Raw genomic sequence first — 24,949 nt, forward strand, 5'->3', positions numbered from 1 at the left:
GTCTTAGATTTTATCGTTTAGTCAACTTCACGACAACTTCGCATCGTGCTGTTTGTGGAAACATATCCACTGACTGTAAATATTTTACATCAAAAACTTTAGCTAGATCGACTAAATCTTTAGCCAGTGTGGAGACATTACAAGAGATATAGACCATCTTTTTAGGAGGCTGCTTTAAAATGGCTCTCAGCAGTTTTTGATCCAATCCGGTTCTAGGTGGGTCAACAATGATTGCATCGGGTTTAAAACCGCTCTGAAGCCATTTAGGAAGCAATTCTTCTGCTGTTCCTACTTCATAATGAGTATTCGTAACGCCTAAGCGCTCAGCATTCATCTTAGCATCTTCGATGGCTGCTGGAATAATATCCATTCCTCGAACTTCTTTTGCTTGTTTAGCGATACTTAAACCAATAGTTCCGACACCACAATAAGCATCAACGACTGTTTCATTGGGCTGTAAATCTAAAGCTTTCAATGCTTCATCGTACAAAACTTCGGTTTGTTCTGGGTTTAGCTGGAAAAAAGCTCTAGGTGACAAGTCAAAGGTGACTTCATTGATTTGTTCTTCAATACTTTCTTTGCCCCAGACGTGGATTGTTTCATCACCCATAACGATTGAGGTTCTTTTGTTTTGAACGTTTTGCATGATAGAAACAACTTCAGGAAGCTGCTGGGTGATTTCTTCGATCAACGCTTTTTTCTGCGGAAATTTTACGGATTGCGTAATAAAAACAACTTGAACTTCATTTGTTTTAACTCCGACACGAACCATTAATGTTCGGAAGATACCGCTGTTTTTTCTTTCATTATAAATCGGTAATTGATATTTGTTTAATAATTCCACTAAAGCATTCATTACTTTGGTTGTAGCTGGTTGCTGAACTAGACAATCAGAGATTGGAACTAAGCGATGAGAATCAGCTTGGTAAAGTCCCGCTTCGATTTCACCATCAATCTTACGTAACTGAAATTGCGCTTTATTACGATAATTCCATGGATTTTTCATGCCGATAGTTTTAGGTAGTTGATAATTGTCAAAGTTTCTCGGTCTAAATTTATTGAGCGACTGTTTTAATAAATCTTTTTTAAAGTGCAGTTGAGCAGGATAAGCTAAGTGCTGAAGTTGACAGCCGCCACATGCTTCATAAACAGGACAAGGCGGCACGACTCTTTCAGGTGCTGCTTTCACAATTTTTTTCAGTTGTCCTTCCACAAAACGTGGAGCTATGTTTGTGATTTCTACAGAGACATCCTCTTTAGGTAAAGCACCAGGTACGAAAACGATTGTCTTTTTGTAATAGCCAATTCCCTCGCCATTGATGCCTAAACGTTTTATTTTTAAAGGAATCGTTTGTCCTTCTTTTAATAGTTGTGTGGTCATAATTCCATCCTTTTGATCCATAGATCGGTTAATCAAGTACATCGATAGTTCTTATTTTAGCACAATTTAGCTAGTTTAGCTTCTGCCAAATGTATGTTATAGTAGAATATATGTTCTCACTAGAAAGGCGGAGAAAGATGGAAACAATCACGAAAATTACAAAAGACAAAGGTCAATTTTATCTTATCTGGCTGTCTTCTGGAGAAAAATTACGTGTATCTGAGGATACTCTGGTCCGACAACGTTTATTAAAAGGACAAGAATTATCAGATGAAATGGTCGAAAAAATAAAAAAAGCTGGGTCTTATGATGTAGGCTTACAGATGTCTTTAAATTATCTAAGTTATCAGTTACGTTCAAAAAAAGAAATTTTAGATTATTTGAAAGAAAAGGAAATTTTACCGGAAGATCGAAAAAGCATCGTGATCCGCTTAGAAGAAATGAACCTTTTAGACGACAAAATATTTAGTGAAAGTTATGTCCGTACTTTAATGCGAACAAGTGATAAAGGACCCAAAATGATCGAACAACAACTAAAACGAAAAGGCTTGAATGACGAAGACATTCAACATGGGTTAAGTTTTTATACAATGGATGAACAGGTAGAAGTAGCAAAAGCGACTGCTGAAAAAGCGATGAGACGTTACCGGACAAAAAGCTTTAAAGATGCACTCCAAAAAGTTCAAATGCATTTGATGCAAAAAGGCTTTAATCGAGAAGTCATTGATTTGGCTCTTGAAGAACTTTCTTTTGAAAAGGACGAAGACCAAGAGTTAGATGTAATCAGAAAAGAAGGCGACAAATTATGGGAAAAACATCGCAAATTAGATCCTTATAAACGCCTGATGAAAGTTAAACAAGGACTGTTTCAAAAACGTTTTGATTCAGACTTGATTCAGCAATATTTTGATGAAAAGGAATTAGAGAATGAAGAATGAGAAATATTGGGAAACTTGGAGCGCAGAAAAACTTGAGTCATTTCAAGAAGAGTTTATTGATTGGTATGAAAAGGAAAAACGAAATTTACCTTGGCGAGTTAATTTAGATCCATATCGTATTTGGATCTCAGAGATTATGTTGCAGCAAACGCGTGTTGATACGGTGATCGATTATTATTACCGTTTTATGGAATGGTTTCCGACAATCAAAGATTTAGCCGAAGCACCAGATGATAAGCTACTAAAAGCATGGGAAGGCTTAGGCTATTATTCGAGAGCTCGAAATTTAAAAGTTGCAGCCCAACAAATCATGACAGAATTTAATGGTCAGATGCCTGAAACGATTGAAGAAATTCGACAATTAAAAGGGATTGGCCCTTATACAGCTGGAGCAATTGGAAGTATTGCTTTCAAGATTCCAGAACCTGCAGTCGATGGTAATGTGATGCGGGTAGTCAGCCGCTTGTTTGAGATCAGTGATGATATTGCCAAACCTAGTAGTCGCAAAGTTTTTGAAGAAGCGATGTATAAAATCATCGACCAACAACGCCCTGGTGATTTTAATCAAGCGATGATGGATCTAGGTTCTGGGACTTGTACACCAACATCGCCGAAGTGTGAAGAGTGTCCGATTCAATCGTATTGTTTAAGCTATGAACATAATACAATGACGAATTTTCCAGTTAAGTCTAAAAAGCAGAAACCAAAAGATGTTTATTATATTGGCGGAATTATTGAAAATAATCAACAAGAATTCTTATTAGAGCAACGAGATGCTAAGGGCTTACTGGCAAATATGTGGCTGTTTCCAATAGAAGAAGTCAGTAAAGAACGTTTTGAATTTCTACAAAAAATGTGGGTGAAAGAGGATCAGCAGTTATCCTTTGATTTTGAAGAACCATTATTAGTTGCGGAAGAAAAACCAGAAATTTTTGAAAAATACTCTCATGTAGTTTGGCAAAAGCGAACCTTAGGAGAGGTAACTCATATTTTCAGCCATCTAAAATGGCATATTCTTGTGTTTTATGGCCGACAAACAAGTGTAACGGCTCTGGATGAAAATCAAGAGTGGGCAATAAAAGACGAATTTTCCAGCTATGTGTTTCCAAAACCTCAACAAAAAATGTTGGAACTGTATAAAAAAGAATTTAAAATAGAAGAATAATTTTTGGTGCGAACCCTCAGTGCACATAAAATCACTAAGAGATCCGCACCAAAATTTTGCTGAAATTAGCAGAGGAATAACTCTTTTTCTCATTTTAATTTAATGTTATATTAGTTTTAGTGCTGAAATGGCGAAGATAGGTTGTGTATTTTTGCTAATTTCACAGTCTAGCTTTGTTTAGAGCTAGTGGATTGAAATTTTTGGCTCATCATCAAAACCATCGTCCCCGAAGTGTCTAGCTCTGTTTAGAGCTAGACCTTTCTTCAAAAATATCCAAACTTTGACATCAAAAAAACTAAAATCAATCTATTTATTTTAATAGATAATTCTCATTCCTATAAGAAACCAAACTCCTTAGTATGCAAAGCTGAAAATTATGATATAATTGTATTGATATCGGTGTAATGAACACCCAAACGAAGAGCAATCAGCTTTTAGAAGTGATTTTTCGTACTAGGGAAAGTTGGGGGACTATGGCAATTCCAAAAGAAGGTGAATTTGTAACGATCCAAAGTTACAAACACGATGGGCATTTGCATCGAACATGGCGAGATACTATGGTATTAAAAACAAGCGAGTATTCTTTGATCGGTGTCAACGATCATACTTTGGTAACAGAGTCTGATGGGCGTCGTTGGGTGACTCGGGAACCAGCTATCGTTTATTTCCATAAAAAATACTGGTTCAACATAATAGCGATGATTAGAGAGAAGGGAGTTTCTTATTACTGCAATTTGGCGTCACCGTATCTTTTAGATGATGAAGCGTTGAAGTATATCGATTATGATTTGGATATCAAAGTTTTTCCTGACGGAGAAAAACGTTTATTAGATGTGGATGAATATGAATTCCACAGTAAAATTATGGATTATCCAGAAGATATTGATTTTATTCTAAAAGAGAATGTTAAGACGTTGGTAGATTGGATTAATAACGAAAAAGGCCCTTTCTCAGAAGCTTATGTAGATATTTGGTATCAACGTTACCAAGAGTTATCAAAGAAATAGCCATTGTAAGATGTTAAGTGAAAAAGAAACTGATACAAAGCTTAATCAAGTTTTGTATCAGTTTCTTTTTAATCATCAAAAAATTAGAATCTTTTTTTCATTTGATAATGCTCAATATTTGCATCCAAGAACATTTCGCCTTCTTTGACATAACCCATTCTTTCATAAAAACCAAGAGCTGTGATTTGGGCGCCTAAAGTCATGGTATTATATCCTTGTTCTTTAGAAAATTGCTCAGCACTTTCTACGATCAACCGACCGTAATCTTTACCTCGATGCTCTTTTTGCACAGCCATACGCTGTAATTTCATTAGGCCATCTTCAAGCGGTAATAAACGGCAAGTTGCAATGGCTTCGTTCTCATCAGCATATAAAACAAAATGAATACAAGCCGCTTCGTATTTATCAATTTCAATTTCGCTAGGAACTCCTTGTTCTAGCATAAAAACTTGCTGACGAATTTTAACAGCATCTAAGTAAATATCACTCATAGTATCTTTTGTGTGTGCTATTTTCATTTTACACCTCTGTTATAGTTATTTTTTCCTATTATACCTCAAAAAATGGAACAGTAGAACTTTGGTATGATTCGGTGTATATCTTTTGTAAAAAAAGTACAAGCAGTGTACATTATAAATAACAAAAAACGAAAGGTTGGGTGTAGAATGAATACAGATGAAATTGTACAAAAAGTCAAAGACTTGATTGGCGAAGGGAACTTTGAAAAAGCTAAACAGTTTCTTGAAGAACACAAAGATGAGATTGGCGAACAATATGAGAAATTAAAAGGGATGATTCCTGACATTGATGCTGGTGGATTAGCGGATAAGGTGAAAGGTTTCTTCAAAAAGTAAGTCGATCAATAGCAACTTCGAAGTAGATGTGTTTATTAGAGAATGAAAGCTTTATTTACTCCGTTTATTCGGATATAGAGTGTGGAGCAGAACTGATATTAGTCGCCCATGCTCTTTTTGTATTGATTAAAGAGAAAAGTAAAAATAGATGGAAAGAAATATTGCTATCTTATTTAAGACAGGTTATGCTAAAATCTATTAACAAACAATTATTGTTATTAGTGATGAAGGAGGATTATCTTTGTTTGAAAAATTAAGACAATCAAAATTATTTTTTTGGTCAGCGGAATTATTAGTTATTGCAACTTTGATTTTTGTGTCAACGAAAATCAATTTTCTGTTTACACCTATTGGCACATTTTTCTCAACGTTATTTGCACCTGTTTTAGTGGCTGGATTTCTTTATTATATTTTAAATCCAATCGTCAACCTACTAATGAAAACTAAAATGAAACGGATCTATGCGGTACTATTGGTTCTACTGATTTTAGTAGTTGCTATTGTTTTAATCCTTGTTAGTGTTATTCCTAAATTAGCTTCTCAGTTAGCCAGTTTAGCGTCAAATATGCCCACCGTGTTCAGTAACATAGAAGCATGGGTTTATAGAATGGCTGAACTGCCTTTGTTTAAAGAAGTTGATTTAACAAGTTATATAGAGAAATTAGATATTTCCTATGGAATGATTATTCAGCAATTTTTAAGTGGTCTATCCAATAGCTTAGGTTCAGTTGTGTCGACAGTTGCTTCGACTACGATCGTTATTTTTACAGCACCGTTTATCTTATTTTACATGTTAAAAGATGGAGATCGATTAGTTCCAGCAATCGAACGTTTTTTACCAGAAAAACGACAAGCTAGCATTGCTGAATTATTGAATAAGATCAACAAAACTCTGGCTAATTATATAAGTGGTCAAGCGATCGAGTGCTTGTTTGTCGGCACGTTTACAGCAATTGGTTACTCGTTGATAGGTGTCCGCTACGCCTTTTTGTTCGGTGTGATCGCAGGTTTTACTAATTTGATTCCTTATCTTGGACCCTATCTAGGTTTGGCTCCTGCTGTTTTTGTTACGGTTTTTGATGAACCAATCAAAGCTGTATTCTGCTGTATTGTTGTTTTAGTAGTACAGCAGATCGACGGAAATATCATTTATCCAAATGTAATTGGAAAATCACTGCAGATCCATCCGTTGACAATTATTATTGTTTTACTCGTAGCCGGAAATATTGCTGGATTATTAGGTATTTTCCTAGGTGTTCCATTTTATGCGATCGTTAAAACGATTGTCATTCATGTGATAGGAATGATTCGGGAAAGCAGAAGTGAAAAAATTGTATTGACTAGTGAGGGAAATGAGACGTTGATGAAAGAAAAATGACATCGATTATTGAAATTAATTGCTGTTTGTGATAGGATTTTAACGTGACTACTATAAGTAGTCACGTTTTTTATCAAATAAACTAGTAAACAGTTTGTTACTAAATGGAATTGGAAAACGAATTACAACGTTTTTCGAATAACTTTTAAGAGGAGAGAGTGCACATTATGAATGCTGACCCCGAGAGTCAGTCGCTTATCGCGCAAATTTTATTATTGATCGTTTTAACATTGATCAATGCGTTTCTTGCTGCAGCGGAGATAGCAGTTGTTTCAGTAAATAAGAATCGTATCGAACAAAAAGCAGAAGAAGGAGACGCAAAAGCTAAAAAGCTACTAAAGATTCTAAAAGATCCGACAAGCTTTTTATCAACGATCCAAGTTGGTATTACTTTAGTTAATATCTTGTCTGGGGCTTCACTAGCTGATACTTTATCAGCAAGATTAGCACCTGTTCTTGGTGGCGGAGCTGCTGCAAAAAGTATTGCTAATATTATTATTTTAGCAATGTTGACTTACGTTTCTATTGTTTTTGGGGAGTTATATCCTAAACGAATCGCAATGAACAAATCAGAAGAGGTAGCCCAAGCAACGTCTGGATTTGTGCGTATACTAGGTGTGATTGCTAGACCATTTGTGTGGTTATTATCTGCTTCAACAGACTTACTTTCAAAACTTACACCTATGAAATTTGATGATGCTGATTCCAAAATGACACGTGATGAAATGCGTTATATGTTAGAATCAGAAGGTGTTTTAGATAACGATGAATTGGAAATGCTTCAAGGCGTTTTTTCTTTAGATACAAAAGTTGCCCGTGAAGTAATGGTTCCACGAACGGACGCTTTTATGATCGATATCGAAGATGATATTCAAAAAAATATTGATGCAGTTTTATCTGAAAACTATTCAAGAATTCCCGTTTATAACGAAGATAAAGATAAAATCATTGGAGTTCTTCACACTAAAAATTTATTAAAAGCAGCTCATAAACTGGGCTTTGACAAAATTCAATTAAAAAATATCATACAAGAGCCACTATTCGTTCCAGAAACGATTTTTATTGACGATTTATTATATGAGCTAAAAAGAACTCAGAACCAAATGGCTATTTTATTAGATGAATATGGTGGCGTGGTTGGTTTAGCTACATTAGAAGATTTATTAGAGGAAATCGTTGGTGAAATAGACGATGAGACGGATGAAGTAGAAAATTTATATGCCAAGATCAATGATCATGAGTATCTGGTTCAAGGCAGAATGCTGATTGATGAATTCAATGAAGCATTTGGAACAGATTTGCATATGAGTGATGTTGACACAATGGCAGGGTACTTGATCACCGCATTGGGGACGATTCCTGATGAAGGAGAGAAATTGTCATTTGATGTTGGCAATCTCACACTAACTTCTGAAGAGATGGAAGGAACACGGGTTTTAGCATTAAAAGTTGTTTTCCATGACGAAGAAACGGTTGATGAAGAACCAGAAGAAAATCGTCGTTTTTTCCGTAAAGAATTGGAAGATGACGAACCTAGAAGATAAAAAATCAAAGAGGACAGCCTAAAACTATTTTTTAGTTGGGGTGTCCTTTTTACATTATCCTAGATTAATCCCTTTTTTATTATGAACAGCTTTGATTGCTTGGTAAAGACCGATATATTGCTCGTCATTATCGGCAGAAAAACGAAAAACAAAAGATGGCAGGTGGCTTTCTTCAGGAATTAAATAAGAGGAAGTAGCCACAATAAAATCAAAAGAAGTAAACTGTCCATATTTATAAGCTACTAATTGAACAAAAGGTAATTCTTCAATAAATTTTGTGAGAGGTTGGACAAGTAAATAATTAGATTCTGCAATTAAGGCAATACGAATAATATTATCGGTTTGGAAAGATTCATAAAGAGGAACTAGTAAAGCTGCCAATGTATCAGATAATTGTTCGATGTTACCTTTGAGCCAGTCAAAATTCTTTCTTTTAGAAATTTTTTGAAATAATGCTTTAAAATGGGTAAACAATTGGTAGTAGTATTCATTTTTTGAGTAAAGAGAATGATTGATCAAATGAAATAGTGTAGGAAAAGGTTTTTCAATAATTGTTGTAGAGAAAATAATATTAGCTACATTTCCAAACAAAATAGGTTCATTATCCCAAGAAAAGCCTTCGGGAGCGAATTCTTCACTAAATAACCCACAAACTTCTTCCAATAACTTAGTTGCTGAATTTGTCTGATCCTCTAAATAGGTTTTCAACAAAGATAATCGATGGTCATTATTTCTGAAAAAATTTGGAGTAGAAATCAATAAATAAGCTGCAAATTGTGCTTCTGCTTCCAAAGTTGTTGTTTCTTTGATCAAATTTCCAAAGAAGGTTTCTGCGTGCGTTTTGCTTGTGGGAATATAGGGATCGATCACTGTTTGTTCTGTCAATACATCACCAGATCGTACTCGTAGATAAACGATGTCCAGTATTAAGGCGATTTGTTTATGAGCAGAATAACTGTAACTATCAGGAAAATATGGACTGATTATTTTAGTAACCGTCTCATAATCGATTGGATTATTCTTGATTTCGGGTAAGTTTGTACCTTGGGAAGCTAGCCAAATCAGAGTGTACAACGTTATTCGAATGACACGCTCATCACCATAGAGCTTTAATTGAGAAGTATTCATTTTGATGTGGAATTGTTTAAAGTAGTTGCTTAATAATTTGGATTTTCGTACAACGGTGGTTCTGCTATGGTAATTTTTCTCACAAAATTCAGCCAGACTATCTTCTGGATAAAAGAGAATCGAGATCAATAGTTGGTAGGGAACACTTTGAGTAATTAAAAACTGATAGTACATATCATATGAAACATATTGCTCATATTGAACACCATTTTCTTGCAGAATTTCTGCTGACTCGCCAGTCATTTTAGTGAGATCTTGTTGGATTAGTTCAAGCAGATAAACGACGCGACTATAAGAATAATCTAGCCTATTTTCAAAAAAATTGATGCTATGTTTCTTAGTAGAAAATGTAACTAATAATTTAAATAGAGTCAATTTTCGTTTAGCAGTGTCTTCCAACATCATTGCTTCTAACATGTTCTTCCTCCTATAACGTAAATTTGCCAATAAAGTAAAAAGTATGGTCTTAATTTGAATAATTCGAAAAATAATCGATTATTTAATAATATCAATTAACAATAAAAAAGTTTTTATATAGGTATTATTTCTTTTATAAATAACAGTATAAAGGTATTTGATTCTGCTTTAGTTGTAAATTTTAGACATTTGCACTATTAAGCAGCTGACTTTATACTTGATTTAGTTAAGTGTAAAACAAATCTTAGTAATAATGCTAGTTTTTTGACAAATTAATTATTAAGATCTATTTCTTCCCCAATTAATAGAGATCAAGACAAAATTCATTGAGTTTTGTTTTGGTCTCTTCGATTTTTTTTGAAACTTAACTAAAGGCTTTGAAAACTAGGGTAATTCCATGATATACTACACTAGTTGAAGAATAAAGAGTAGGAGACCTTTCCAATGTAAAAATATCCTTTAGATAAATAGAGCCTTTTTCAAGAAAAAAAGATAGATTGGAGTAACGAATGAATAATCCACATTTAAAAGAACAAGTAGATAGCCGCCGTACGTTTGCAATTATTTCCCATCCAGATGCTGGGAAAACAACGATTACAGAACAACTTTTATTATTTGGTGGAGCAATCCGCCAAGCTGGAACAGTTAAAGGAAAGAAAACAGGAAACTTTGCAAAATCCGACTGGATGGAAATCGAAAAGCAAAGAGGGATCTCTGTAACGAGTTCAGTGATGCAATTTGATTACGATGGAAAACGTGTCAATATTTTGGATACACCTGGACATGAGGACTTTTCTGAAGATACGTATCGGACGTTGATGGCCGTAGATAGTGCTGTCATGGTGATTGACAGTGCCAAAGGGATCGAAGCGCAAACAAAGAAATTATTCCAAGTTGTTAAGAAACGTGGTATCCCGATTTTTACGTTTATCAATAAATTAGATCGAGATGGTCGTGAACCTCTAGAATTATTAGAAGAGCTAGAAGACTTACTTGATATCGAATCATACCCGATGAACTGGCCGATCGGTATGGGAAAAGGTTTGGAAGGCTTATATGATATCTACAACAAGCGTGTAGAATTATACCGTCCAGAAAAAAATAATGGCGAACGTTTCATTCCATTGGTGGATGGCGATATTCCAAGCGATTTGCCGTTGCACAAAGATAGTGTTTACCAACAAGTATTGGAAGAAGTTGAATTATTAGTTGAAGCAGGCGACGAGTTTGACACAGAGAAAATTGCTCGAGGGGATCAAACACCTGTCTTCTTTGGTTCAGCATTAACAAACTTTGGTGTGCAGACGATGTTAGAAACCTTCTTACAATTTGCGCCATCACCTTATGGTCATAAGACAGAAGAGGGACAAGAAGTTAGTCCTTATGAAGAAGAGTTTTCTGGTTTTGTCTTTAAAATCCAAGCAAATATGAATCCAGCTCATCGAGATCGTATTGCTTTCGTCCGTATTTGTTCAGGAACATTTGAGCGCGGTATGGATGTGACTCTTGGAAGAACAGGTAAAAAAATCAAGTTAAGTAATGTGACCCAATTTATGGCTGATTCACGTGAGAATGTGGAAGAAGCGGTAGCGGGAGATATCATCGGGATTTATGATACAGGAAACTATCAAATCGGGGATACGTTATTTGAAGGGAAACTAAAAGTTCAATATGAAGAATTACCTTCATTCACACCAGAACTATTTATGAAAGTCAGTGCTAAAAATGTCATGAAACAAAAATCATTCCATAAAGGCATTTATCAGTTAGTTCAAGAAGGTGCGATCCAACTATACAAAACGTATCTAACAGAAGAATATATTATTGGAGCTGTAGGACAGCTGCAATTTGAAGTGTTCCAGCATCGTATGCTCAATGAATATAATGCCGAAGTGATCATGACTCCAATGGGTTCAAAAATTGCTCGTTGGATCGATCCAGCTGATTTAGATGAACGAATGAGTTCTAGCCGTAATATTTTAGCTCGTGACCGTTTTGATCAACCATTATTCTTATTTGAAAATCAATTCGCAATGCGTTGGTTTGCAGATAAATATCCTGATGTTGAATTGAAGAGCTTGATGTAAGATTTTTTCTTAATAAGTGAATAATCAGCCATTTTTATCGACTTCAAGTTGATAAAAATGGCTTTTTCATTAGTTGACATTAAAGAAATATGTACGTATAATCAAAAACATTATTGGAGTGATAAGTATGAGTCGGCGTTTAAGACGATTAAAAAATGTTTCAGTGGTAGCACGCTTCTAAGTCATAAAAAGTAAACTAACTTAGAAGCGAGGAAAAATAATGAAAAACAATAATAATTTTGAAAAATGGTCCGATACAGTCTACTTAAAAGAGTTGGTGACAAATCCGTTGATAGAGGTTGGTGAGTACTCTTATTATTCGGGTTACTATGGCAATCAGAATTTTGAGGATGGTTGTGTTCGCTATTTATGGGGCGATCCACTGACAAAGTCAGCTTTTAACCCTGTAGAAGATATGGGCTGGCATCTAGATAAATTGATTATTGGAAATTATGTTTGTATTGCAGGTGGTGCTACGATTTTAATGGGCGGTAATCACAATCACCATCCGGACTGGATCACTGTCTATCCATTTGCTAGTCACGTACAGAAATCTTACGAACCAAAAGGCGATACAGTTATCAAAAGTGATGCTTGGATCGGGATGAATGCGATGATCATGCCAGGAGTTACAATTGGTGAGGGAGCTGTAGTTGCAGCAGGTTCAATGGTTGTAAAAGATGTTCCGCCATATACGATTGTTGGTGGGAATCCTGCCAGAGTGATCAAACAGAGATTTTCAGATGAGGAAATTAAATTACTTTTAGAACTGAGATGGTTTGATTGGACGGCAAAGCAGGTGGAATCAGTGAAAGATATTTTGATGAGTGACTCTATCAAAGAGCTTTATGCGTATTATAAAAAGTATATTTTAAAATAGAGATCGAAAAAAAGTGTTTATCGCAATTTCAGTTTATTTCCGAAGCGTTCAAAACGTAGTGCTTTAGCACTTAGAATTTGATGTGATCGAAGTGTAACGTAGTAGTTGCGTTTACTTTTATCTTTTACTTGAATATAAAGAGTTTAAGGAATAACCCTATAAGGTATTTCTTAAACTCTTTTTATATATACATATTAATTTTAATTATAGTATTCTCAGTCTAAGATAGGGCGATAGTCCGAGTGAATACAAGACTTTAGCCCGAGTATTGTATAAAGTCAGAATGGTAAACTTAGGTATCAAAGTATTTAAGCCTTGATAAAATAAGATATGGGGAGAAAAAATGATGGGGAAAGTGAATAAAAATATTTTATATTTGGTATTAGGACAGGTAATATCAGTTTTTGGTGGAGCGATTTTAAGATTTGCTTTATCGCTTTATGTATTGGACAAAACGGGACGGGCGGATATATTTGCAACGATTCTAGCCATTTCAAGTATTCCTGTCTTATTTGCTCCAATTGGTGGGGCAATTGCAGATCGATTTGATCGGCGTTTGTTAATGGTTTTAATGGATATTATGAATGCAGCTTTAGCGATAGTATTATTTTTTATATTAGGTTTTACTGATTCAATTGTTATGATTGGTTTACTATTATTTTTACTATCAATTGTTGGTAGCTTTGATACACCTGTAGTTACTGCGAGTATCCCTCTATTAGTAAAAAAAGATCAATTAGAACAAATAAATGGTTTAGTTAATGGGGTTCTATCCATGTCAAATGTAGTTGCGCCTATTATTGGAGGCATTCTATATAGTATATTAGGTGCTCAAAAACTGATTATAGGGAGTGCAGTATTTTTTATTCTGGCGGCAATTATAGAAACCTTTTTACGGATTCCTTTTGAAAGACGTCCAATGGAATCTGGTATTTTAGTCACGTTGACAGGTGATTTAAAGGATGGTTTTAAAGAGGTCCGTAACAATCGTATTATTTTCAATGCTATTTTGATTGCAGCACTTATCAACTTTACGTTATCGGCATTTTTTATTGTAGGAGTTCCTATTGTATTAAGAGTTGTTTTGCAGGCAAGTGATGCAGTTTATGGTATCGGCTTGTCGGTGATTAGTTTGTCCACAATTCTTGGAGCGATATTTACCGGCTTTTTTACAAAGAGATTACGAATAAACAATCTCTATAAGATATTTACTTTGTCCGGTCTGTTATTGATTCTAATGAATATTGGCTTAATGTTTGCAGGAAATCCATTAGGAAATACAATTGGTTTTACAGCATTTTTGATAACGGGAATTCCAATTGGAATGATGATGAGTATGATCTCCATTTACTTAATTTCGATGGTGCAAAGAATAACCCCAAAAGAAAATCTTGGCAAAGTAATGGCCACGATTATGGCTGTTTCGCAATGTGCAGTTCCAATCGGTCAAATCATAATTGGCTTGTTATTTAAAACAACCACAACGAATGTATTCTTTCAGGTGATGATTGTTTCTGTGTCAGTGTTGTTAGTCTCAGGACTTTGCTGGTACCTATTTAGAAATTCAACGGATACTGAAATTGGTGGGGTAAGTGGTAGTTAAGGATAAAAAAGAGGATAAGGAAGTCTGGCTCTGTATTCAAAACTACTAATTAAAGAAAGTCATGCATTTAAAGAGCTGAGCAAAATGAACGTTCATTTTGCTCAGCTCTTTTTTTATTGAATTTATTCAACTTTCCACTAGACTAGAAGTCATAGGAATCGAAATTTCTATAACATCTTTTAATTCAATGATCGAAATCTGATCTCGGTCATACTTTTCTTTTGGAATACGTTTCAAGACATAGGCTAGAATCTCGTTGATTTCAGTTTTTCGAACAGCACGTTTTTTATTGACGATCAATATTTCAACATGTTGAGCAGCTTCTGTATAAACAACGGTCGTGTTACCCGCTGAATAAACTTTGACAAAGTATGCATCGGTATTTTCTAGTTGTTTATTGACTAACTGTTTGTAGCTGTTGGTTACATTGACTAATTTCATTTTTTTCACCTCAATTTAATGCTTAATTTTTTGACGTTGATAATAAAAAACAGAGTATCCACAGATTTGAAGAAAGCTGGAATAGTCTTCTCTAAAATTGATATAAAATCTATACAGCTTAATTATAATTTTTTTTGACTTAAATAAAAAGAAATTTGTCTCAAAAAACACAAAAAAGTCAATCAGTTTGCCTGATTGACTTTTTTTTTATTCTTCTGAAGTGTCTGTACTTATATCCGTAGGTTCTATAGCTGTTTCCCCTGTAACGATAATTTTTCCATCTTCATCTAGTTTGGCAATCAATTCATGTTCTTCTGGATGATCTAAGAAGAACTCAGCAATGCCATCTTCTATTTGTTCTTGGATTGTCCGACGTAATGGACGGGCGCCCATCGAAGGATCATAGCCCAAATCGACTAATTTTTCTTTGACATCCGTTGATACTTCAATATGGATTTTTTGATGAGCGAGCAAGCCATTAACTTCGTCTAACATCAAACTAACGATGTTCATCAAGTTTTCTTTACTTAACGCTTTGAATTCAATGATACCATCAAAACGGTTCAAGAATTCAGGAGTGAAGAAATTATTTAATTGTCCTAAAACAGACTTAGTCACACCATCACGCGCAGCACCGAAGCCTACGTTTGCTTCTACATTACCTGTTCCAGCATTACTTGTCATGATAATGATCGTATCTTTGAAGCTGACTGTTCTGCCTTGGGCATCTGTTAGACGTCCATCATCTAAAATTTGTAAGAACATATGCAACACATCTGGATGGGCTTTTTCGATTTCATCTAATAAAACCAAGCTGTATGGATTACGACGAACTTTTTCAGTTAGTTGTCCTGCTTCATCATAACCAACATAGCCAGGAGGTGATCCAATCAATTTAGATACGCTGTGTTTTTCCATATACTCACTCATGTCGAAACGAATCATAGAATCTTCTGAACCAAATAATTCATAAGCTAATTGCTTCGCTAATTCTGTTTTACCTACACCAGTTGGTCCAACAAATAAGAAGGAGCCGATTGGGCGATTTTGTTTGCCTAAACCTACACGGTTACGACGGATTGCTTTTGAAACTTTATCGACAGCATCGTCTTGACCTACAACGTGAGCTTTTAAATCAACTGCTAAGTTTTTTAACTGCGTTTGTTCTTTTTCTTTTAAATCACCAACAGGGATACCCGTTTTTTGTTCGACGATGGCTTCAATATTATTTTCATCGATCACAGGTGTTTCTTCATCGCTGATTTGTTTGTCTTTCATTGTTTGTAATTTGTTGATTTGATCACGGTAGTACGCTGCTTTTTCAAAATCTTCTTCTGCAGAAGCTTGTTGTTTTTGTTGTTCAGCATCTGCCAATTTCTTTTCAATCGTTTTAGGATCGACGATTTGAATCGTCAAATTCATTTTAGAACCAGATTCATCTAATAAATCGATTGCTTTATCTGGTAAGAAACGGTCTTGGATGTAGCGATTTGATAAAGTTGCAGCCGCTTTGATTGCTTCATCAGTGTATTTTACATGATGATAATCTTCATATCGTTTTTGCAAGCCTTTCAAAATCGCAATGGTTTCATCAACGGTTGGTTCGTCTACACGAACTGGTTGCATCCGACGTTCTAAAGCGGCATCTTTTTCAATGATGCGGTATTCATTTAATGTTGTTGCGCCAACCATTTGCAACTCACCACGAGCAAGCGCTGGTTTTAAAATATTACCTGCATCCATGTTGCCGTCACCAGCAGCACCTGCACCAACGATTTCATGAACTTCGTCGATGAATAAGATGATATTTTCCGCTTGTTTGATTTCATCGATCAATTTTTGCATACGCTCCTCAAATTGACCGCGGATACCTGTGCCTTGAACGAGTGAAACAACATCTAAACGGATAACTTCTTTATCCAATAATTTTTGTGGTACATCGCCATCGACGATTTTTTGTGCCAGTCCTTCGACAACTGCTGTTTTACCAACACCAGGTTCACCGATCAGAACTGGATTATTTTTAGTCCGGCGATTTAGAATTTCAATCACGCGTTTGATTTCGTCATCACGACCGACAACGGGATCAACATCGCCATTTCTTGCGGCTTGTGTAATATTGATGCCGTACTCACCTAGTAAGCCGTTAGCTTGATTTGCGTTTCCTCTAGGTGGTTGGCCTCCATTAAAGCCATTTCCGTCCCCAAATTGAGTTGGGGGTGTTTGACCATTAGGATTCCCTTGTTGTTCTTGCATTTGCCGAGACAAGGAGCGATATAAATCATCTAAACTTCCAAAACCAAATGGATCTTGTTGAGACATTGTTGGTTGATTATCATTTGCTTGTGCTTTTAATTTTTGATAGCAACTTTGGCAATAGTCTAATTGTTTTCTTTGACCATTAACATTCGCATATAAGTGGATCGTTGCTGGATTTTGTTGACAATTTTGACAGATCATAGGATAAAACACGTCCTTTCGTAATAAGACTAATCATGTATCAAAGTCATTGTGATAAAGTCAAATAGTCTGCTGACCATTTTTGACCTTTGAGAATATTATAGCATCTTTTTAGCAAGAATCAAGCAATTGAACTTTGTATTAGCCTGATAGATATGGGATAAAAACTTAGCGATAAATTATTTATTTTATTGAGTTAGTAGAATTTATTCTATTTTTATAAACTTATTAAGATTTGTTTATATGAATTGTAGGGATAATTTAGACAAATATCTATTTTTGTCATACAATATCTTCAGTCTAAAAATAAAAGTGAAAGCTGTGATCAATCAATGTATGAAAATCCCTTTGAAGAACAAATCAATGCCTTAAAAGAAGGAACCATTTCCGAACTTATCATAGAACCAAAAGACTTTACAGCCTTTAGAGAGGTTTGGAAAAATTTGCCAGATAGAATGTCAATTGTTGGGGAAGCTGGATTAAATGGACGAATTATATATCATTATATGAAAGAAGAAAAATAATTGATCATTTTGATTGATAAAAAAAAGGTGAAAAGTGTTGTAACTACTCACAAAAAATGGTAATCTTAAAAATTGAAAGGGTATTATCCAGATTCTAGTTTCACTTGAAACGTACAGGGAAAGGAAAACCCTAACATAAAAAATTATTTTACTTACGAAGGAGACCGATTTATATGGAAAAGAAAGAATTTCACATCGTAGCAGAAACAGGGATTCACGCTCGTCCAGCTACATTATTAGTACAAACTGCAAGTAAATTTAACTCAGATATTAACTTAGAATACAAAGGTAAATCTGTTAACCTTAAATCAATCATGGGCGTTATGTCTTTAGGCGTTGGCCAAGGTTCAGACGTAACTATCTCTGTTGATGGTGTAGACGAAGCTGATGCATTAGCAGCAATCGTAGACACTATGAAAAAAGAAGGATTGTCAGAATAATGTCTGAAATGCTAAAAGGAATTGCCGCAAGTGATGGTGTTGCTATCGCTAAAGCTTACCTGTTAGTTCAACCTGATTTGTCTTTCGATAAAAAATCTGTAGATGATACATCTGCTGAAGAAAGTCGTTTAGATGATGCTTTAGCAAAATCTACGACTGAATTGCAAGCAATCAGAGAAAAAGCAGCGCAAAGCCTTGGTGAAGAAGAAGCTCAAGTATTTGATGCTCATTTGATGGTTTTATCTGATCCGGAAATGATCGGTCAAATCAAACAAAACATTCAAGATAACAAAGTAAATGCTGAATCTGCGTTAAAAGAAGTAACAGATATGTATATCGGTATGTTCGAAGCAATGGATGATAATGCATACATGCAAGAACGTGCTGCTGATATTCGCGACGTTGCAAAACGTATTTTAGCTCATTTATTAGGTGTTACTCTTCCAAATCCTTCAATGATTAACGAAGAGGTAGTTGTGGTTGCCCATGACTTAACACCAAGTGATACCGCTCAATTAGACCGTACGTATGTAAAGGCATTCGTAACAGATATTGGCGGACGTACGTCTCATTCAGCGATTATGGCTCGTTCTCTAGAAATTCCTGCAATTGTAGGAACAAAAGAAATCACTGCCAAAGTCAAAGAAGGCGATATTTTAGCTGTTAACGGAATCGATGGCGATGTTATCGTTCACCCAACAGATGCTGAAAAAGCTGATTTTGAAGCAAAAGGCAAAGAATACGCTGACCTTAAAGTTGAATGGGAAAAATTAAAACATGCTGAAACAGTGACTGCTGATGGTAAACACATCGAGTTAGCTGCTAACATTGGTACACCTAAAGATTTAGAAGGCGTACACAACAATGGTGCTGAAGCTGTTGGTTTATATCGTACAGAATTCCTTTACATGGATTCTCCTGATTTCCCAACAGAAGATGAACAATATACAGCTTACACTGCAGTTCTTGAAGGCATGAACGGTAAACCTGTCGTGGTTCGTACAATGGATATCGGTGGAGATAAAGAATTACCTTATCTTCAATTACCGCATGAAATGAACCCATTCTTAGGGTACCGTGCATTACGTATCAGCTTATCTGAACGTGGCGACGAAATGTTCCGTACACAAATGCGCGCATTATTACGTGCTTCTGTTCACGGTAACTTACGTATCATGTTCCCGATGGTTGCAACGTTAAAAGAATTTAGAGCAGCGAAGAAAATCTTTGAAGAAGAAAAAGCAAAATTAGTTTCTGAAGGAACAAAAGTTTCTGATACGATTCAAGTCGGTATCATGATCGAAATTCCTGCAGCAGCTGTAATTGCTGATAAATTCGCCAAAGAAGTTGATTTCTTCAGTATTGGAACAAATGACTTGATCCAGTACACAATGGCAGCAGACCGTATGAATGAACGCGTTTCTTACTTGTACCAACCATATAACCCATCAATCTTACGTTTGATCAAAAACGTGATTGACGCATCTCATGCTGAAGGTAAATGGACTGGTATGTGTGGAGAAATGGGTGGCGATCAAATGGCTGTACCATTATTGGTAGGAATGGGCTTAGATGAATTCTCAATGAGTGCGACATCTATTCTTCAAACTCGTAGCTTGATGAAACGTCTAGACACTAAGAAAATGGCTGAACTTGCGGATCGTGCGTTGAATGACTGCGATACAATGGAAGAAGTTATTGACTTGGTTAAGGATTATACGAAATAAAACAATAAGCAAAAGCGTTCACTAATCAGAATATTTTCTGACTAGTGAACGCTTTTTTTGTTAGTAGTTAAATTCAATAAAATTTTCTTAAAACTGAGCGTACTTAAGGAATAAAAAAGAGTATTATTGTATAGTAATGGACAAGTAACTATTTAGGAGGCTTCTATGAAAAACAAACAAAAAAAACTCGCTGTAGCGATGACAGTATTGTTGATCTCTACAGGTTTATACACTGGAAAAACAGCATTGGCAACACAAGGTAGTACAGCAGAAAGCACTTCAATAAGTTCTAGTAATGCAGAAACAACTCAAAGTTCTGAGAAGAATCTACAAATCAACGCAGTTGCCTTAGGTAACGCACTGACCCAAGAACAAAAGGACTTTACCTTAAAAGAACTAGGAGTCAAAGGTGAAACACCTCAATATACAACAACTGGAAAAGACCTCATGAGTTTTATTCCTGATGGCGGTTTCACACCAGAATGGGCCGTATACAGCTCTGTTCGGATGGAGACACAGAAAAAAGGTGCAGGAATCTCTGTAGATATCGCAACGCCTAAAAATATTACGAAAATCACAGAAGCTCAGTATCAAAATGCGGCATTGACTGCGGGTATTACAGATGCCAAGTTAACTGTTGCATCAGCTGTCCCGATCGATGGTTCCGGCGCTTTAGCAGGTGTTTATAAAATCGTGGAAGAATCTGGCGGAATCATCAATAGAGATCGTGTAGGCGTAGCACAAGATGAAATGGATGTACTCTCAAAAATCACAGAAGAAAATAAAGACAAAAAGGGTTATTCCGACGAAGCCTTAAATGCGGCTCAAGAACAAGCGAAAAAAGAACTCGCTGCAAAAACTGCCGATGGCAAAAACTTAACTCAAGCAGATATCCAAAAAACTGTTGAAAGTGCGTTACAGAGTCAAGGAATCAAGGATGTAATGTCAACAGATCAGGTCAAAGAACTAACGACGTTGATGAGCGATATGAAAGATAAAAATATTTTTCAAGATTTTGTAAATCAATTAGATTTGTCTAAAACGAAAGAACAAATTCAAGAAAAATCTAAAGGACTATGGGAGAATATTAAAGGATTCTTTAGTGGACTTTGGGATTCGATTACTGGGAAGTAAGTTGACTTTAATGTATTTTCTATAAAAAATAGCTGAACGAAAACGGACTATTGGTTTTCGCTCAGCTATTTTGATGTTACATAAAGGAAGAAGTCGCTTAAAAATATCATTTTCCCTAGCTTATTCATCGTAAGAACTTCTTTAGTAAATAAATTCTTTTTTTTTAAGAGTAGAAATGATTGGAAACAGGTATATCTTATATGTGAAAACTTATTATGGTAGTTTTGTTAAGTTATTTTCCGAATCATTCTATTCTATAGTTATTTTCCCAAATTTATTTTTTTGATAATCCCAACTATAAGGTTTAGGAATCCCTATTTTAGTAGGCTCGATATACAGTGTCAACCAAATTTCGTAAGCATCATTCGTTAAACTATACTGAAAGTTTTGCGCGATTAAATTTGACGAATGATGTGGGGTATCTTCATGACTAGCAGTATATCCTTTGTATGAATAATATTCTGGAACCAATAAAGAAAAATTGATTTCATTACCAGAAAGAACATGATTGAAATCTATCGTACTAGTTACATAGACTGGATTATTTTTTTCAATGTCGGAAGTAGATGTTACATTGACTTCATGAGTTTTTCCATACATCAACCTTAAATAGCCCTTGTTCGGGATAGGAAGATCTTCAGATTCGTTAAGAACAACTTGCTTTGTGTGTAGTAGTAACTCTGCATAAAGTGTTACATCAGGTGTAGCAAATGACTCCCCTTTATCCCAAGTATAAGAGATTTCAGGATTCACAATACTTGGTTTTTGTGCATCTGTGATTACGCCCAAGTTTTTAATAGTAAGACCTTCAGTCTTGCTGCTATCTGCAATTGTCGGTAATGGCGAGACTGTTTCGTGGCTATTATCATAATAGTCATAGACTTTTACATTGGCATGCTCATATACAGTACTCATGCTTTCGTTTTTCGCTGATTGTAATGGTAATTTGTAATCATCTGCATAAATTACAATCCCTGTTGCTGTATCCACTACGGTATTTTTTGTTGTTACAAATACCCATACTCGATTAGTGACTTTGGTTGATTCATTTCCCGATCCAACCCAATTACCTCCACCGATCCCACTACTTCCAGGATCTAAGTCGTCATCACCATTTTCTCCTGGCTTAGAACCGTTAGGCCCACCTGTAGAACCAGAATTTGATACAATTTCGATTGTAACATCAACAGGATATGGTTTTGCTTCTGTTGCTTCTTGTAAAGTCTTTAGTTGTTCTGGATTTACAGTGACTTTTTCTGAGAACTTTTTGTTTTTTCCATCTTCATAAATTTCATGTGTGACTTGATTCCAGCTCATTGTCTGGGCTAATTCTTTAAACTTGTCTTCAGTAGGAATGTCTTGCTTTACGCTTTTTAAAGGAACGCTAAAATTTGCAGCGTCTAAATAGACTTCTTTCTCGATCGTAGTTTGATTAGTAAAGGCATTTACCCATCTTGAAGTAGAAGTTAGTTGTTTTTGACTATCACTGATAAAATAATTGACAGATTGAGGTCCAGGTTTTGTTAAATCAAATCCGAGTGCAGGCCAATCGATTGCTAGGCTTGGATTTTCAAAATTTTTATTGATTCGTTGATTTAGCCAAGTTTGCCGTTTTTGGACAGTATCGCCTAATATTGGATTTTTTAAGTCAATGATATCTGTTACTTTTATAGCTAATGGATCCGAAAATGTCCCTTTTTTTGAACCTGTTAGTAGCCAATTATCAAGGATTTTTGGATTTTGTAATTCAGGATCGTTAAGGTTAATAGAAAACTCATTTGGTGCGTAAATTGCTGGCGAATAGTCTTCTTTATGAACAATGCTACCGAAAAGACCCATAAAATAAGGACTATGATTGGGGCTAGAAGGTAAGACTGGAGTACCAAAATTTGAAGCTGTTGTGGAGCCGGAAATAAAATACTTGTCATCATTTACTTTATCAACGTAACTGATCAAAACATTACTGTTTACTGGATAAGGAGTTAAATTTATTATTTTAAATCCACCGTTGCTCTTATTAATTTCTTCCATCATACCAAATATAATAAAATTTCCTGGCACATCATAAAATCCGACAAAGTCATCTTCCAATAAAGTCGAAGTATAACCTGAAAAATTCACAGAGCCATCATCATCAACAGCTATTTTTAGATATGTTTCTTTTGGGAAGGTCCTAACTATTTCATTTGTATTTTTTTCATAATTGTAACGTTTTATGTAACTTTTATTACTATCTTTTATAAAATAATACACAAAAGAGTTTTCCACTTTGATTACGTATCCTTCATCATATCCCGTTGAGTTCCCTTTAGCTACTTTATCAGGTAGGATTACTTCTTTTCTTTTGCCAGTACTATCGAATACTTGAACTGTGCTAACTAATGGTGTACCAACATCCACAAAATAATCATAATAATTGATTATTGAAAAATAGTCTCCGTTTGGCAATTGAACAATATCCATTGGAATAATATGACTGGATTTAATTTTCTCACCAATTGAAGTGTAATGATTTCTTATTTCGACCAAAGAAAAATTATTTAAAGAAAGTTTGTAAGTCGCTTCTTTATTTTCAAGATTGAAAGTGCCAATTGGAATTTTAAATTTTGAAAGTGAACCGGGTCTAGAATCACTTACAAATCCACCAATCATTGCATCACCGCTAGTTTTATCTATTCCAAATAATCTAATTTCATGAGGATAGCCTATTGAATTAGCGAAATCTAGAGCTGGAAAGCTTGTTACAGATAATTTTCCATTAGCAGATTTGTTTAAATCAACTTCAAAGAACAGTTCTTCCCTGTGTCCATTATGAGTCTTAAATCCGTAAGAAAGGTACTTGCCGTCACCAATTTTTTCTAGCATAGAGACAATGCGACTGTAATCAACCGTGTTTATATCTGGATCATCATATGAATTATGAATCGTGCCATTTTCATCTACTTCTGCAAAGGTAATACTACCACCCATACGCTTTTGAGTCCCTCTTAATGCGAGAAGATAGTGCCCATTATCTAACTTTTGTGTCCCAATAGGAGAAACAGACATAATCTGATTCGACCATAGATTGATATTTCCTTTATTCAAAGTTCTAGTTGCCAAATTATTTTGAACAAAATCGTGATAATTTAAATTATTTTTTAATTCTGCTTCGTGTAATCGGGTAGAAATTTTCGGTATACTTAATGGTGTATCAGTATCTTTATCAATAATAATAGTACTGTTATTTTCTTCCTTCTTCGCTTCAATATTAGTATTGGTATTAAGAATCATAATGATTGATCCAATGACAATTACACCAATAATTCCTGCAAAGAGATAATTCCATCTCAGCTTTTTCACCAATGAACGACTCCTATCTTTCTTTAAAATCATGAAGATCAGTATACTAAATCAAGTAGTCAGTATTCGAATGCAGATAGTAGAGAATCTACGGACTTGAATTGAGTGGAAAAATAGCGGAATAGAACGTTATCTCTTGTTTGAAAATATGAGAAATTCGAATAGCTTTTATAGCGTATTTAGTTAGTTGCATCTTCATAGTTTTAGTATAAAGAATCCAATCGTTTAAAGTCAACAATAATATTGTGTATTTGTTACTTAAGGTAATCAAAAATTTATAAATAGAAAATAATTATAATTATAGAAGTGTGTGGAAATTAAAAAACAAGAATTTTGATTTAGTAATAATTTATGGGAACGATAGTTGCTATAAATGTTTTTTAAAAGGTTAACGTATGGTTACTTCAAGAATTTATTTTTTATTTCGCTTCTTATCACCTAAAATGTTTACATTTATTCAGTGATAGTGTACTATTTAAAGGTATGCATAACATAAATT

The 24,949-nt window shown here is 35.0% G+C and carries 19 protein-coding genes; 13 read left to right on the forward strand and 6 right to left on the reverse strand.

All coding sequences use genetic code 11. The features are described from left to right. Window positions 1–10: 10 nt before the first annotated feature. Entirely contained in the window at window positions 11–1,381 is a 1,371-nt protein-coding gene (gene rlmD, locus AC4BB7_RS04910; RefSeq protein WP_490484599.1) for a 23S rRNA (uracil(1939)-C(5))-methyltransferase RlmD, read from the reverse strand. A gap of 137 nt (window positions 1,382–1,518) precedes the next feature. On the opposite strand from rlmD, the gene recX reads away from it, so the two are divergent. The 3 genes from recX to bph all read left to right on the forward strand — a co-directional run bounded on the left by recX (window position 1,519) and on the right by bph (window position 4,491). After that, the gene (gene recX / locus AC4BB7_RS04915) at window positions 1,519–2,319 is read left to right on the forward strand and encodes a recombination regulator RecX (protein WP_490484600.1); all 801 of its coding nucleotides are present in this window, start codon (window positions 1,519–1,521) and stop codon (window positions 2,317–2,319) included. Beyond that, a complete protein-coding gene (gene mutY, locus AC4BB7_RS04920) occupies window positions 2,309–3,484 on the forward strand; it encodes an A/G-specific adenine glycosylase (RefSeq protein ID WP_490484601.1) in 1,176 nt (391 codons plus the stop codon). The genes recX and mutY overlap by 11 nt, the downstream gene beginning before the upstream one ends. 473 nt (window positions 3,485–3,957) lie before the next feature. Next, entirely contained in the window at window positions 3,958–4,491 is a 534-nt protein-coding gene (gene bph / locus AC4BB7_RS04925) for a biofilm phosphatase Bph (protein WP_010773241.1), read from the forward strand. A gap of 83 nt (window positions 4,492–4,574) precedes the next feature. Here bph and AC4BB7_RS04930 read toward each other — a convergent pair whose 3' ends face one another. Then, window positions 4,575–5,009 (reverse strand): GNAT family N-acetyltransferase, encoded by a 435-nt coding sequence (locus AC4BB7_RS04930; RefSeq protein WP_490484602.1) that lies wholly within the window; start codon window positions 5,007–5,009, stop codon window positions 4,575–4,577. A 147-nt stretch (window positions 5,010–5,156) separates the two neighbouring features. Here AC4BB7_RS04930 and AC4BB7_RS04935 point away from each other — a divergent pair, with 147 nt between their 5' ends. The 3 genes from AC4BB7_RS04935 to AC4BB7_RS04945 all read left to right on the forward strand — a co-directional run bounded on the left by AC4BB7_RS04935 (window position 5,157) and on the right by AC4BB7_RS04945 (window position 8,267). Continuing rightward, on the forward strand, window positions 5,157–5,345 hold the full coding sequence (locus AC4BB7_RS04935; protein WP_069633953.1) for a hypothetical protein: 189 nt from the start codon (window positions 5,157–5,159) through the stop codon (window positions 5,343–5,345). A gap of 241 nt (window positions 5,346–5,586) precedes the next feature. After that, the gene (locus AC4BB7_RS04940) at window positions 5,587–6,723 is read left to right on the forward strand and encodes an AI-2E family transporter (RefSeq protein ID WP_086312089.1); all 1,137 of its coding nucleotides are present in this window, start codon (window positions 5,587–5,589) and stop codon (window positions 6,721–6,723) included. A 167-nt stretch (window positions 6,724–6,890) separates the two neighbouring features. Then, entirely contained in the window at window positions 6,891–8,267 is a 1,377-nt protein-coding gene (locus tag AC4BB7_RS04945) for a hemolysin family protein (RefSeq protein WP_086312090.1), read from the forward strand. Window positions 8,268–8,321: 54 nt separating this feature from the next. Here the strand turns inward: AC4BB7_RS04945 and AC4BB7_RS04950 are convergent, their stop codons facing one another. Continuing rightward, a complete protein-coding gene (locus AC4BB7_RS04950) occupies window positions 8,322–9,812 on the reverse strand; it encodes a helix-turn-helix domain-containing protein (protein ID WP_490484603.1) in 1,491 nt (496 codons plus the stop codon). A 509-nt stretch (window positions 9,813–10,321) separates the two neighbouring features. Here AC4BB7_RS04950 and AC4BB7_RS04955 point away from each other — a divergent pair. The 3 genes from AC4BB7_RS04955 to AC4BB7_RS04965 all read left to right on the forward strand — a co-directional run bounded on the left by AC4BB7_RS04955 (window position 10,322) and on the right by AC4BB7_RS04965 (window position 14,382). Continuing rightward, on the forward strand, window positions 10,322–11,899 hold the full coding sequence (locus AC4BB7_RS04955) for a peptide chain release factor 3 (protein WP_490484604.1): 1,578 nt from the start codon (window positions 10,322–10,324) through the stop codon (window positions 11,897–11,899). 220 nt (window positions 11,900–12,119) lie between these two features. Beyond that, window positions 12,120–12,779 (forward strand): CatB-related O-acetyltransferase, encoded by a 660-nt coding sequence (locus tag AC4BB7_RS04960; RefSeq protein ID WP_086312093.1) that lies wholly within the window; start codon window positions 12,120–12,122, stop codon window positions 12,777–12,779. A gap of 343 nt (window positions 12,780–13,122) precedes the next feature. After that, window positions 13,123–14,382: an MFS transporter gene (locus tag AC4BB7_RS04965; RefSeq protein ID WP_490484605.1), complete on the forward strand. Its 1,260-nt coding sequence runs from the start codon at window positions 13,123–13,125 to the stop codon at window positions 14,380–14,382. Window positions 14,383–14,508: 126 nt separating this feature from the next. Here AC4BB7_RS04965 and AC4BB7_RS04970 read toward each other — a convergent pair whose 3' ends face one another. Both AC4BB7_RS04970 and AC4BB7_RS04975 read right to left on the reverse strand, forming a co-directional pair. Continuing rightward, window positions 14,509–14,823 (reverse strand): DUF1827 family protein, encoded by a 315-nt coding sequence (locus AC4BB7_RS04970; protein WP_086312095.1) that lies wholly within the window; start codon window positions 14,821–14,823, stop codon window positions 14,509–14,511. 207 nt (window positions 14,824–15,030) lie between these two features. Then, window positions 15,031–17,283, reverse strand: coding sequence for an ATP-dependent Clp protease ATP-binding subunit (locus tag AC4BB7_RS04975; RefSeq protein ID WP_490484606.1), 2,253 nt, complete (start codon window positions 17,281–17,283; stop codon window positions 15,031–15,033). Window positions 17,284–17,615: 332 nt separating this feature from the next. Between AC4BB7_RS04975 and ykzS the strand changes: the two genes are divergently transcribed. The 4 genes from ykzS to AC4BB7_RS04995 all read left to right on the forward strand — a co-directional run bounded on the left by ykzS (window position 17,616) and on the right by AC4BB7_RS04995 (window position 21,108). Then, on the forward strand, window positions 17,616–17,807 hold the full coding sequence (ykzS, locus tag AC4BB7_RS04980; protein WP_086312097.1) for a protein YkzS: 192 nt from the start codon (window positions 17,616–17,618) through the stop codon (window positions 17,805–17,807). Window positions 17,808–17,980: 173 nt separating this feature from the next. After that, window positions 17,981–18,247 carry a phosphocarrier protein HPr gene (locus AC4BB7_RS04985; protein WP_010773230.1) on the forward strand — a complete coding sequence of 89 codons (267 nt, stop codon included), beginning with the start codon at window positions 17,981–17,983 and terminating at the stop codon, window positions 18,245–18,247. Beyond that, window positions 18,247–19,974 (forward strand): phosphoenolpyruvate--protein phosphotransferase, encoded by a 1,728-nt coding sequence (ptsP, locus tag AC4BB7_RS04990; protein ID WP_086312098.1) that lies wholly within the window; start codon window positions 18,247–18,249, stop codon window positions 19,972–19,974. The genes AC4BB7_RS04985 and ptsP overlap by 1 nt, the downstream gene beginning before the upstream one ends. A 165-nt stretch (window positions 19,975–20,139) precedes the next feature. After that, complete coding sequence (locus AC4BB7_RS04995) at window positions 20,140–21,108, forward strand: DUF1002 domain-containing protein (protein WP_490484607.1); 969 nt, start codon at window positions 20,140–20,142, stop codon at window positions 21,106–21,108. A 249-nt stretch (window positions 21,109–21,357) separates the two neighbouring features. Here the strand turns inward: AC4BB7_RS04995 and AC4BB7_RS05000 are convergent, their stop codons facing one another. Continuing rightward, complete coding sequence (locus AC4BB7_RS05000; RefSeq protein ID WP_490484608.1) at window positions 21,358–24,450, reverse strand: hypothetical protein; 3,093 nt, start codon at window positions 24,448–24,450, stop codon at window positions 21,358–21,360. Window positions 24,451–24,949 lie beyond the last annotated feature (499 nt).

It is taken from the genome of Enterococcus sp. AAFC-DPL-5182, from assembly GCF_058216605.1.